We start from the raw sequence: 12,046 nt of genomic DNA, 5'->3' as shown, positions 1-12,046 counted from the left end.
TTAAGATAGACATGATTTGGCTATCACTGTGTTTTGATATTGTCATTTATAGAATCTCCTTCTTTACTTCTAAAAAATTCTACTCCTTTTGTCGATTGTTTTTGGGGAGGATTACCCTATTATTGACTCTTCTGCTAACTGCAAGAGTTAAGCCGATTAGCCAGTTAGGTATCTCTTCCTTTACTTGAACTGTATATTCTTCCCCTGCAGAATTAATACGCGTCTCATCTCGCATCTCATAGCTGTTAATCTTGAACTGATTTCTTACTGTCTCAACATCACTATCAAGACGCTGATACACTATATTTTCAAGCTCCTCTGCGGACGCATGAAGCTTAACCTCCTGTCTATGACGTGACATGAGCACCAAAAACGCCTCATAACCAATAGAGCGGTCAAAATATACATGCATTCGGTCTACCGTCTCACCTTGCAGTTTGTAGCCAGTTAATGCATATCCATGATCCAACTTCACTCGTCTCTTATTATTTGCAGCGTCAAAAGCAGTATCAATATTTATTATATCCTTTGAACCATCTGCCTTATGTACTAATATTTTAAGTACCCCGTCGCCATCGCTCTCGCCTTTACTACTCGCACCACCACTAAACGATTTAACCGAAGGCTTGACTGACAATATTGTTCCTACTTCACCATTGCTGATACCGTATCTTAAACTATTCTCCTCAAATACTATTTGGTCGCCTTTCATCAGCGGCAGCATTCGCCCGCCACTGCTAATTTGTACTTCAGCTCCCTTTAATGCTCCGCTATGCTTTAACTCATCTCTGACTCTGCTATTAAACTCAGCTACCTTCTCATTCGTATATGCTCCAATTGCTATACTTCTAATAGCTATTAAATCATCTCTCTTAAGATTATCTATCTGCTCAGTATATTCCTTAGCAAATGACGTAACTAAGCTGGTTTTAGCTTCCTGCTCATTATCCTTAATATTAAATACATCTAGTTTTCTATATATCTCAATGGCTTCCTGCATTGCAAAGCGTCCCATAGCTCTCGTCGCCTGCCTGTACTCTACTTTTTCCTGTCTTCTAACTTCAGTAAGCTTAACTCCTCCTGCAATCTTACGTGCTTTGTTAAACGCTCCAGTCATACCAACAGCTGTAAACTGGTTGTTATCCCCAACAAGTACTAGCTTTGCTTTAGACCTTAAGACCTCGTGAGCTAGATAGTCCATATTAGCAAGTTCTATCATACTTGACTCATCGGCGATCAATACAGTTTTGCTATCAAGAACTTCTGCATTGCTGCCGCTGAAGACTGCATCACAACCAATAGATTTAAAATATTCCTCCTCTTCATAATATTTACTGCTTAAATCTATCTTAAAGTCGCCTCCTTTGGATTCTACGATTTTCTTACGAAGTAAACTCGTGTTATCTGCCTTAATTCCAGCATTACGACTTAAAACCTTAGCAGATACGCTACTTGGACCGGTACCTACTACCTTAAAGCCAGCTGCTTTATACTGCCGTACTATCTCTCGCATCACAAAAGTCTTACCAGCTCCAGGATTCCCTTCAAGTACGCTAATATCAGAGCCGTTACATACGGACAAAATCGCCTTAGTTTGTTCATCACTAAATTCGTGGTTCTTGCTGCCAAATACATTAAGCTTTAAACCTAAACTACCTCCTATCTTATCATTAAACTTATTTTGTAGGTTCGCTCCTACTACATTTACTAATTCACCTATTTGTTCTTTAAGACTGTTTCTCTCGCCAATAGTGCTATCTAAAATATTTAGCTTATGTTCGCCGCGAACATTTAACTCCTCTATAGCAGATACATAACGACGTTCTAAATTCACTCTAGATTTCAAGGAATATAGCGTTCTGCCCATCAAATCTTTCTGATCCATTAACTCTATCTTATCAGATAGCAAAAGCTTATTGTAAAGTCTTAAAAACTCCTCGCCATATTCTTTGTTCAAATGCTCGATAGCTGGGTTGTTAGTAGTATTTTCTGCTTGGTTGTTAGTGCTACTTTCTGTTTTGTTGCTATCTGTATTCCCTGCCTGACCTCCTGCCGTAATATCTACTGCATTTTCTGCTATATTTTGTTCTGTATTTCCACCACCTGCTTGCTCATTTACTAAGCCCTTACCAAATGCTCTAATAGCTTCTTGCTCTTTTGCAATATCACTGCTTTTTGACACTAAATGGACCATTAAAGTATCCGATAATGCAATAGCTATATCTTCTTTAGTAAACACTGGCTTCGTGTACGAAATGCGACCAAATACTATTTCAGGATTCTCATATATCCTCGAAGCATTCTCAGCTATGATCTCTTTATTTTTCGCCTCAAGTTCAGTAGCCTTCATATAATGAGCAGGACCTTTATGATGCGTTGGCTCTTGATCTATACCAAGTGTTTTAAATGACTTAGCAGTGACTCTAAATGGTAACCCTGCTTCCTCATATACTTTGTTGATTTCGACCTCGCATTGATGTCTTAAATTAACAAGAAATTTATTATTGCTTGTCAGTTCTCGATCCTTTTTATCAAATACTATTTCACCATTCTCTAAACGTTTTAAGTTTCTGCTTAAATACTGTATATGTACATGCGGATTCTCCGGATTATCATAATGTATATTTACATCACAAACTATGCCTCGTGATACTACATTTTTTTGTACATATGCTTCTACTAACTTAATATTTTGTTCTTTACTTACTTCCTTGGGTAATGAGAATTCAATTTCTACTCCTGTTATAGAATCCTCTCTTTTTTCTCTCGCTTCTGCCGCATTCCATAACTGCTCTCTATCTTGCAACCATGCGGCGCCTTCAAAACTTTCAGGCACAAATATCTTGCTATATGCCACTCCTTTCTTATTAGTAAAATCATACGTAATACTAATCTCTTCACCACTCTCTTTATCAATGGTTCTATATACTAATTTACTTGCTGCAATATATGCGGCTGTAGCAACAGCATTTTGTCCTTTGCTCCTTTGTATTGATGAATTATGAAAGTGGTAGGAAGCCATTTTAATTTTTAAATTAATTTTATTTATCAGTTAAGCAGTTATTTTACTACTCACTGAGCGCATGACATTTTGTGCAAACAAAATGTTGAAGTGCACTTTTACGAGAACACTTCTACTACATCATACTTTATTATTTTTTGTAATCTATTTTTACCTGTGTATTACTAAAGGGTTTTAAGGGGGCTGACTGCCCCCTTAAATGATCCCCCGCTATATCTGTAAATGAAATATGTGTGATATCTTCCTTTTTCTTGACTGTAGATTGTTTTTGTTGGTATACTAACTTAGTATAAAACGTATATGATAAGATGAATTTCTGAAGTAAGAGGAACTATGGTAACAAAAACACTTGCAACAGCTACTAAACTTGCTAACTTACAACAACTTAAAAAAGATCGGATAGCTAAAATTGAAGAGCAATTAGCACTACAACAAACTCAGTTGCTTCAGAAGCGTAAAGAAGAATTGTTTAATATATTCAAATCTTGTAATGCTCTAACTATTGATGATAGATTGCTAATTGGATTTTTAAAGTTTGTCAAAAATATTGATAATAAAAATCATCCTTTTTTAAATGAATTAAAAGAGGTGCATAAGAAATCTAAAATGCCCAGTAAACCAAAATCAGGAAACATCAAAACTGATTAAACTAATCACAAAAAAATTATGGTATACGCGTATGCAATTACAAAAAACAGTAGCCTTTGATCGTAAATCTGACGCTAGAAAAAAGATTATGTTAGGTGGATTATTTGTTAAAGCAGGACTTGATTATTTGCACCCTGATAATGCTCATATTCTTTACGGAATGTTACTTGATTGTAAAGAACAATTGATTATTAATCCAAAGATTATAGATAAGTGGAAAAGTAAAGGTAGATACTTGTTAATCTCTAAACTTTAAATGATTATTTTAGCAAATAATGTTGATTTTTTATGTATTGGCTTCTTCTAGTTATAGCAGGCATCTTTGAAATAGCTTTTATTATTGCATTAAAATATTCTAACGGTCTAACAAAACTAGTACCAACATTATTTTTTATTTTATTTGAAATATTAAGCTTATTCTGCCTTGCTAAAACATTAAATAAAATCCCTATAGGTACAGCTTATGCTGTATGGACTGGTATAGGTGCTGCAGGCGCTGCATTACTTGGTATTTTTGTGTTTAATGAACCAACATCTATAGTACGATTATTCTTTATTACTACCTTAGTTATATCGATCATTGGTCTTAAAATGTCTTAAATATCAAAATAATGAAAAATAATAATCCAGATAATCTTAGTGCTAATATTAATAAAAAAGCAAAAGCTTTGATATGTAATTATTATGAATATTATATTATGACTGTAGGTATACTTGGACAATCCATGCATTATATACAAGCATATAAAATATTCTCAACTCAATCTGCTGAAGATATTTCATTACCGGCATACCTTATTTGTTTATTTTTACTTATTAACTGGTTAATTTACGGTGTAGTTAAAAAAGCTAAAGCCCTTATTTATGCAGAGGCGCTAGGTATAGTGGGATGCTCTTCTATTATTATAGGCACTTATCTTTATAACTAATTGACATATGCCTTATTATTGGACTAAAGATCATAAATATTATAGATTAACTACTCAAGCTAATTTATTTGGTACTACTGACCTTATATGTAGCTGGGGTTCTTTGTACTCTAATAAAGGCAATTATAAAGTCATCCACTGTAACTCATCATATGATATGGATAAGAATATTAAGCGTATTACTAGGATAAGGAAATCAAGAGGGTATATCCTCATACATACAAATAAAGCATAAAACCTCCTAGATTCTTAATAAAACTATATGAATAAACATGATGTTAATGAATATATCTCCGGCATCATAGAACGTATTACTTATCATAGCCCTGATAATGGATTTTGTGTATTACGTATTAAAGTAAAAGGTCATAGGGATTTAATAACCGTTACAGGCAACACACCATCTGTACTAGTAGGGGAATATATAAAATGCAGTGGTATTTGGCATAACGATAGAAACCATGGCAAACAATTTAAGGCACATTTTATTAAATCATTGCCGCCTGATACACTAGAAGGTATAGAAAAATATCTTGGTTCTGGGTTGATTAAAGGCATAGGGCCATATTTTGCTAAGAAATTAGTATTAGCATTTAAAGATAGAGTGCTTGAAGTTATTGAACACGAGCCTCATCTTTTATCTACTGTTGATGGGATAGGTAAGGTAAGAGCTAATCGTATTTGTAGTAATTGGCAGGCACAAAAAGTCATTCGTGAAATAATGGTGTTTCTACAATCGCATGGCGTAGGTACTACTAGAGCCACTAGAATCTACAAAACATATGGTGATAGAGCGATTGAAATAGTGTCAAATAACCCTTATCAATTAGCTAAAGATATAAGAGGTATTGGATTTATTTCAGCAGATACCATAGCTCGTAATTTAGGTATTGATAGGAATTCTTTAATCAGAGCCAAAGCAGGTGTAACCCATGTATTACTTGAAGCGATATCAGATGGCCATTGCGGCTTACCTAAAAAGATATTACTACAAAATATTCAGAAATTACTTGAGATAGAACAAGAAATAGTTGAGCGGGCTATAATAGAAGAAGTAGCGTCTAATGTATTAATAATTGATACTATTGATAATGTAGAATCGATTTTCTTAACTAGTTATTACATATATGAAAAGAATATCGCTAAAATACTAGTTAATTTGACAAAAACTTTTGTTACTTGGGGCAAAATAGATACCGTGGCCGTTTTGCCATCAATAGAGCAAGAGCTAGGTATTACGCTTGCAATAAGTCAAAAAACGGCTATAGAAAAAGCACTTCAGCATAAATTGATGGTTATTACGGGTGGACCAGGAACAGGAAAAACTACCTTGGTTAATTCATTACTTAAAATATTATCTACGCAGCATTTAAATATTAAATTATGTGCACCCACTGGTAGAGCAGCTAAACGCTTAAGTGAAAGCACGGGACTCGAAGCCACCACTATACATAGATTGCTTGAGATCGATCCTGCTTACGGAGGGTTTAAACGTAATGAGGATTCACCATTACTATGCGATTATTTAGTAATAGATGAAGCTTCAATGGTAGATATATCGCTATTTCATGCATTATTAAAAGCGATGCCACACACTTCAGCATTACTAATAGTTGGTGATGTAGACCAACTACCTTCTGTAGGTGCTGGGCAAATATTAAAAGATATTATAAATTCTAGAGTTATACCAACGGTTAAGTTAACTGAAATATTTAGGCAAGCTGCAACAAGTAATATTATTATTAATGCTCATCGAGTGAATAATGGTATCTTACCTGATCTTACACCCACTAAAAAAGAATCGGATTTTTATTTTATAGAAGCAGAGCATGGAGAAGATATCATTAATAAAATTATTATAATGATAAGGGAACGTATACCAAATAAATTTAATCTTAACTCTATAAATGATATTCAATTATTATGCCCTATGCAAAGAGGAGGTGTAGGAGCTAGATCATTAAATATTGAGTTGCAGAAAATACTAAATCCAAACTATAGCAGCGGCATAACAAAATTTGGTCAAACTTTTGCTATTGGTGATAAAGTTATGCAAACAGAAAATAATTATGACAAGGAAGTCTATAATGGGGATATAGGGATTATTAATAATATTAATGAACAGGACCAAGAAATCACAATAAACTTTTATAATTGTGATGTGGTTTATGATTATAGTGACCTTGATCAAATTACTCTAGCCTATGCTACTACAATACACAAATCTCAAGGTTCAGAATATCCAGCAGTAATTATTCCACTAACTATGCAGAGTTATATGATGCTTAAACGTAATTTAATTTATACAGCTATCACCCGAGGCAAGCATCTAGTTATAATAGTTGGACAGAAAAAAGCATTAGCTATAGCCATTAAAGATAATAAAACTTCGTTGCGTTATTCAAAACTGCAAGCATGGTTAATGACTTATTAATTATAGGAAATTAACCAAAAACTATCACTCAATCATTGACAGTAATCAGTGTTATCCCATATAATACAATTCAGAATCGCCAACTAAATAGCGTATTACATCTTATACTTCCTGTACAAGATAGCGATAAATTGAGGCTTTTGACAAATTGAATTCTTGCATCAGGTTTTTGATTTTAGTACCTTGTTTTCGTTTTTCTTTAAGATCATTTAATTGTTGCTTTGTTAAGTATTGTTTCTTCCCAAACTGTATACCTCGCTCTTTTGCTTTTAGAATGCCATCCATTTGCCTCTCGGCTCTAATCTCAGTTTCAAATTGTCCAATTGCTCCTAATACATTAAATATTAACCGCCCAGTTGCATCTTTAGTATCAATATTTTGATCTAGGACTTTCAGAGCTACAGATTTCTGATCTAGAAGCTCAGCTATTTTGCATAGATGTGCAGTAGAGCGTGCCAACCTATCTAATTTTATAACAATAAAGATATCTCCTTCACGCACATAATCTAATGCATTTTTAAGTGCACTTCTTGTTCCGTCAAGACCGGATTTCTTTTCTTGAAATATTTTATCACAATCTTTTAATTTATCTAATTGCACATCTAGGGACTGTCCTGATGAACTAACTCTTGCATATCCTACTTTTGCCATATTAATGTCTCATAATCTCTTAAAGGTTATAAGAATAATATAATGAGACATTAATTAAGACAAGAGTTTTATTAGTCTCGTAAAGTATACTTTTGGAGACGTATAGAACGCTTCCGACCAATTAGATTATCTTCCCATCCCTGATGTTCCAGGTTGTGGTGATTTAGATCGCGCCCTACTTGCATTAAGTCTTTCAACAGCTGATAAATTATCTTTTTGTTTTTGTTGCATTTTAATATTATTAAAATTATATTTTGACTCCTCAAAAATTATGCCACCAGTTCTTTTCCGTATTATATTTTTTACTAACTCGTTTCCTCCTGATTTAAATGCATCATTAAGTTCTTTTTGTGCAGCATTGAGGTATTTTAGTGTTTTATAAGTGATTGCATAATTCCTCTTCTTTTGTTCCCCTATATTAATAGAATATTTATTAGTATACTCTTTTAAATCTTCATTTTTACTCACTTTTAAAGCACTATTTCTTGGAGCTGCTAAATTATTACTGATAGTCTGAATACTTTGTGCATTCTTAACAAATCGCGGGTGTAGCTTAGCTATATCTAACTGCATTATTTGAGGTAAATACTCCCCTAATGTACTACCTAACTTTGACATAGTATTCAAATCCTGAATACTAAATATAGCACAACTAAAATTATCTTTTTGTATAGAACCTGAATGAGCATTTATTTCTTTCTCTATATCTTTAATGTCTTCTAACTGGAATAGAAATTGCATATATGTAATAGATGGTGCATCAGCAGCATCAATTGTAAATATTTTCAATTTATCTTTATCAAACGTTAAATGTACAGGCGTGCAATGATAACCCTCCGTATTCATAATTATATCATATTCAAACGGTTTGCCATCTGTAACATTTTCTTTAATCTTCTCTATTAATCTATTACGGTCATCTAGTGTTGCAATGAGCGTTGTTTGATAATGCTGCTCCTTCTTTTCCCTAGATTTTGCTTTATATTCAAGTATTAGTGCAATTTCTTCCTTCTCCAATGGGGTAGATATAGACAATATTTGCATATCTTCTTTAGTTGCTACCTCATTTGAGGTTCTTAGACGATCTAAAATCTTAACCTTTTGATTTAAAGATTCAGTTATTACATTATAGCTTTTATACTGCATAGCAAATTTACTCCTTATTATTCTTCACGCCAAAATCTCATGATTTGATACCTCATCATCTATCCCTTCAAGTTCCATAGCTTCTTGACTAGCTTCCATGCCGCAACTCATATAAGGTACAAGCGCGCTTTCTGCCTCATGTAGCTCCATTTCTTTTGCTACCTTTTGCCCTTCTGCAAAATCTAGTATTAGCTTCTCTAATTCCTGATTACTATAATCATTCACAGCTACTAAATACTGATCAATATTTGCCTTTAAATCAGGATTATCATTTGCAAATGACGTGAGATACTGCTTGATTCCTTCAAGTATCTGCTCTCTATTGTCGTTGGTGATAATAGAATTGCTTGCAATATCATCGTTATCGCTCTTATCAGCATTATTTCCAGTGATGTATGCATATCGTTTGACCATGGGCACTTCAACTACTTCCTTATTTATCATAGCATCGTCATCACTACTATGCTCTAAATCTGAACTAACTTCTATTGCTCCCCATGTATCTTCTGCTGCTTTCTCATGGGTCATAGCTTGAGTCTCGAGCTCTACATATTTTACTAAATTATCACATAGCTTCTGTAACTGCTCTGTGTGGTCTTCTACATACTTACGACCTACCGCTACTAATGCTTCTATGTTTTTTGGATTACTATTATCTAAACTACTTGTCTCTTTAGTAATAAGTAGCTTTACTTCCACAAACTCATCCTCTCCCGGTAAATCTACCTTTACCTCTGCTGTGGAGCTATCTTCACTGCTTTGCATTAAACGACTAACTAGCTTGCCTTTAACAAGCCAACCTATTACTCCATCAAATCCTATCTTAGGTATAGAGCTGCTAGCCTCACGATCATTGTCAAAGTTAAGTGATAATACCATTGTATCATCTAGTATTTTGGCATTCTCTTCCCTACTATGACCGTTCTTTAATATCTTGAGTGCCTCATATGCTGGTCTATTAGCCCCAAGTCCTCCATCTGCATACGCATAAAGTGCATCCTCTTGATTCTCATAACCTGTAATATGCTCTTTATTAGTTACAGGCTTAAAATATGTAGGTGCTGCTGTTGTTGCAAGTAATACGTCTTTTACTCTAACATGAGAACTATAGCCGTGGAAACTGTCAAATATTTTAACCTCTTGGTCTTTACTTGCTAAATCAGTGACAGGGATTATTAATCTAGATGTTGTATCATCTAATCTTAATCCTGCCAAATGCTGCTCTAATATTTCCTTTAATGGTCCTTGACTATGCTTATGCGTAAATATTTGCTTTATTCCGTCATACCAATGATGCTCAAATATCTTCGGCGCTGCGTCTGTAAATATCTTTAAAGCGTCTTTTGCACTATATTTAGCTATGTTTGAGCCTTGCTCTTTTGGAATAGTTAGCAAGCCTGCAATAAGACCACCGACACTAGTACCGGAAATAATAGGAAATAATTCTGATATAGATTTACCTGTTCGCTCTTCTATCTCAGCTAGCACCACTAGCTCCGCTATCCCCTTAACTCCACCGCCGGATAATGATAATATGCGGTTACTCTTTATGGATTCCGATGTACTATTATCCTGAGTAGGATCGCCCTTGATATTCTCTACTATTTCCTGTTCGATATGCTCAAATGCTCTTTGTGCGTGTATTGCTGTTGCCATATTTTACCTTCTTCTATCCTAAATCTAAATCATTATAGTATTTTGTGATAATCTCATGTGTTAGCGTTGGTGTACTCAAAGCTGTTACCCTAATTGTTTTGATGCGTTTCGGGTATTGATCAGCTAATGTTCTAAAACCATTATGAATCTTCTTGTAATCACTTAAGTCCTTAATATCAAATCTATTATCTCTCAAGTTACTGCTACTATAGTTACTACCATTACGAACTCTGGCTCTTTCCATCGCTAATACTGGCTCTATATCAATAAAGAACGTAATGTCCGGCATTATAGAGGGCATAAGCTTTTTATGCAAGCTGTACACGAGTTCCATACCACCATCAATCTCTAAACCTTGATACACGACCGTAGAATCAATGAATCTATCACATATCACCGTATATCCTGCTTCTATTGCAGGAAGAATCTTTTTCACAATATGATCATAACGTGCTGCCATAACTTGTAATAACTCTGACATCGGCAGTAAATCTCTATGTACCATGATACTACGCATCTCTTCAGCAATCTCTGTGCCTCCAGGCTCCCTAGTTGACATAACAGAAACGTGCTGAGCACTTAAATATTCCTTTAACATACGGCATTGCGTGGATTTACCACTACCATCTACACCTTCTAATGTTATAAATCTGCCACGTTTAACTCTATTAGTGCTAGTCATGATTATTACCGAGAATACTGATTATTTATCTGCCTCTGTCTTTATTACTCTTACTTTGCGTTATAGTCGAAACCCATGAGACAGCTTCTTTCCTTTCCGCAGCTACTTTACCTTGCATTGTGAGCTCATTTGCTGAAACTATTTTTTTATTCGATAAATCATCTGTATTTAAAAACTGTAATATCTCAGCTGAATTCATATTCTTTATCTGATCTTCAATATTAACACTATTAACCTTAACATTACCCTTATCACTGACCTCTGATGGTTGTATTTCATCTCTATTCAAAAATTGTAACACCTCTTTTGAACTCATTTGTTTGATCTTTGCTTCTATAGTGTCTTGAACCTCAAGATTATTATTTTGATCCGGCTTACCACTACGCTTATCTGCAACTACTTTTTTACTGCTCTTATGCGATACTCCAAATAATTTAGTAATAAAATGTTTGATCTTATTTTCTTTCTTTGCCTTAATATCATTCTGATATCCTTGCTCCTTACCATCCTGCGTTATAATAGGCTCAACACTCGCAAATATCGCCTTATGGTTTTCTAGCTGCTCTTTGTGAAAATCATTTAATTTATTCTTCTTGCTTTCTTTTTTACCCATTGTCTTATATCCTATGTTACTAAATTGTTCTATTATTCGTTAATTGATCTCACTTTTCTTCAAACTACTTAAATATTCTAAAATATCTAAATAACCGCTACCTGCTGCAAGTGACAAGGCAGTATCTCCTTGATGATCCCTAAAATATATATCAGCACCACTAAGTACAAGCTTTTTACTGCCTCTAAATTACCTTGTGATGCAGCTTTCATTAATGCCTGGTTAAAATATAATGGCCTGAAAAATCAAGACAAAATATATGAAC

General features: G+C 34.3%; 13 protein-coding genes. 6 read left to right on the top strand and 7 right to left on the bottom strand.

Going from position 1 to position 12,046, the window contains the following annotated elements:
• Positions 1-79 precede the first annotated feature (79 nt).
• Complete coding sequence (locus AC1Z7D_RS03380) at positions 80-3,022, bottom strand: MobA/MobL family protein (RefSeq protein WP_482601972.1); 2,943 nt, start codon at positions 3,020-3,022, stop codon at positions 80-82.
• Positions 3,023-3,355: 333 nt separating this feature from the next.
• On the opposite strand from AC1Z7D_RS03380, the gene AC1Z7D_RS03375 reads away from it, so the two are divergent.
• From AC1Z7D_RS03375 to recD2, 6 genes are read left to right on the top strand one after another with little or no spacing between them, the layout of a single operon-like run.
• Positions 3,356-3,670: a hypothetical protein gene (locus AC1Z7D_RS03375; protein ID WP_482601970.1), complete on the top strand. Its 315-nt coding sequence runs from the start codon at positions 3,356-3,358 to the stop codon at positions 3,668-3,670.
• 31 nt (positions 3,671-3,701) lie between these two features.
• On the top strand, positions 3,702-3,926 hold the full coding sequence (locus tag AC1Z7D_RS03370) for a conjugal transfer protein TraD (RefSeq protein WP_482601968.1): 225 nt from the start codon (positions 3,702-3,704) through the stop codon (positions 3,924-3,926).
• Positions 3,927-3,958: 32 nt separating this feature from the next.
• Positions 3,959-4,270, top strand: coding sequence for a DMT family transporter (locus AC1Z7D_RS03365; protein WP_482601966.1), 312 nt, complete (start codon positions 3,959-3,961; stop codon positions 4,268-4,270).
• An 11-nt stretch (positions 4,271-4,281) separates the two neighbouring features.
• The gene (locus AC1Z7D_RS03360) at positions 4,282-4,599 is read left to right on the top strand and encodes a SemiSWEET family transporter (RefSeq protein ID WP_482601964.1); all 318 of its coding nucleotides are present in this window, start codon (positions 4,282-4,284) and stop codon (positions 4,597-4,599) included.
• Between the two features lie 7 nt (positions 4,600-4,606).
• Positions 4,607-4,834: a WGR domain-containing protein gene (locus tag AC1Z7D_RS03355; protein WP_482601962.1), complete on the top strand. Its 228-nt coding sequence runs from the start codon at positions 4,607-4,609 to the stop codon at positions 4,832-4,834.
• 27 nt (positions 4,835-4,861) lie between these two features.
• Complete coding sequence (gene recD2 / locus AC1Z7D_RS03350; RefSeq protein WP_482601960.1) at positions 4,862-7,033, top strand: SF1B family DNA helicase RecD2; 2,172 nt, start codon at positions 4,862-4,864, stop codon at positions 7,031-7,033.
• Between the two features lie 102 nt (positions 7,034-7,135).
• Here the strand turns inward: recD2 and AC1Z7D_RS03345 are convergent, their stop codons facing one another.
• From AC1Z7D_RS03345 to AC1Z7D_RS03320, 6 genes are all read right to left on the bottom strand, one after another.
• Positions 7,136-7,684, bottom strand: coding sequence for a recombinase family protein (locus tag AC1Z7D_RS03345; protein WP_482601958.1), 549 nt, complete (start codon positions 7,682-7,684; stop codon positions 7,136-7,138).
• 126 nt (positions 7,685-7,810) lie between these two features.
• Positions 7,811-8,830, bottom strand: coding sequence for a hypothetical protein (locus AC1Z7D_RS03340; protein ID WP_482601955.1), 1,020 nt, complete (start codon positions 8,828-8,830; stop codon positions 7,811-7,813).
• 24 nt (positions 8,831-8,854) lie between these two features.
• Positions 8,855-10,486, bottom strand: coding sequence for a patatin-like phospholipase family protein (locus AC1Z7D_RS03335; RefSeq protein ID WP_482601953.1), 1,632 nt, complete (start codon positions 10,484-10,486; stop codon positions 8,855-8,857).
• Between the two features lie 13 nt (positions 10,487-10,499).
• Positions 10,500-11,168 (bottom strand): dTMP kinase, encoded by a 669-nt coding sequence (tmk, locus tag AC1Z7D_RS03330; protein WP_482601951.1) that lies wholly within the window; start codon positions 11,166-11,168, stop codon positions 10,500-10,502.
• A gap of 25 nt (positions 11,169-11,193) precedes the next feature.
• Positions 11,194-11,781, bottom strand: coding sequence for a hypothetical protein (locus AC1Z7D_RS03325; protein ID WP_482601949.1), 588 nt, complete (start codon positions 11,779-11,781; stop codon positions 11,194-11,196).
• A 39-nt stretch (positions 11,782-11,820) separates the two neighbouring features.
• The gene (locus tag AC1Z7D_RS03320; protein WP_482601974.1) at positions 11,821-11,898 is read right to left on the bottom strand and encodes a hypothetical protein; all 78 of its coding nucleotides are present in this window, start codon (positions 11,896-11,898) and stop codon (positions 11,821-11,823) included.
• Positions 11,899-12,046 lie beyond the last annotated feature (148 nt).

It is taken from the genome of Rickettsia sp., assembly GCF_965035265.1.
Note: the sequence above shows the minus strand (reverse complement) of the source record. Positions and strands in the feature narration are given on the sequence as shown.

What these genes read in the sequence shown, in the direction of transcription:
- AC1Z7D_RS03380 (WP_482601972.1), bottom strand. Translation starts at nt 3,022, where the DNA reads ATGGCTTCCTACCACTTTCATAATTCATCAATACAAAGGAGCAAAGGA.
- AC1Z7D_RS03375 (WP_482601970.1), top strand. Translation starts at nt 3,356, where the DNA reads ATGGTAACAAAAACACTTGCAACAGCTACTAAACTTGCTAACTTACAA.
- AC1Z7D_RS03370 (WP_482601968.1), top strand. Translation starts at nt 3,702, where the DNA reads ATGCAATTACAAAAAACAGTAGCCTTTGATCGTAAATCTGACGCTAGA.
- AC1Z7D_RS03365 (WP_482601966.1), top strand. Translation starts at nt 3,959, where the DNA reads ATGTATTGGCTTCTTCTAGTTATAGCAGGCATCTTTGAAATAGCTTTT.
- AC1Z7D_RS03360 (WP_482601964.1), top strand. Translation starts at nt 4,282, where the DNA reads ATGAAAAATAATAATCCAGATAATCTTAGTGCTAATATTAATAAAAAA.
- AC1Z7D_RS03355 (WP_482601962.1), top strand. Translation starts at nt 4,607, where the DNA reads ATGCCTTATTATTGGACTAAAGATCATAAATATTATAGATTAACTACT.
- recD2 (WP_482601960.1), top strand. Translation starts at nt 4,862, where the DNA reads ATGAATAAACATGATGTTAATGAATATATCTCCGGCATCATAGAACGT.
- AC1Z7D_RS03345 (WP_482601958.1), bottom strand. Translation starts at nt 7,684, where the DNA reads ATGGCAAAAGTAGGATATGCAAGAGTTAGTTCATCAGGACAGTCCCTA.
- AC1Z7D_RS03340 (WP_482601955.1), bottom strand. Translation starts at nt 8,830, where the DNA reads ATGCAGTATAAAAGCTATAATGTAATAACTGAATCTTTAAATCAAAAG.
- AC1Z7D_RS03335 (WP_482601953.1), bottom strand. Translation starts at nt 10,486, where the DNA reads ATGGCAACAGCAATACACGCACAAAGAGCATTTGAGCATATCGAACAG.
- tmk (WP_482601951.1), bottom strand. Translation starts at nt 11,168, where the DNA reads ATGACTAGCACTAATAGAGTTAAACGTGGCAGATTTATAACATTAGAA.
- AC1Z7D_RS03325 (WP_482601949.1), bottom strand. Translation starts at nt 11,781, where the DNA reads ATGGGTAAAAAAGAAAGCAAGAAGAATAAATTAAATGATTTTCACAAA.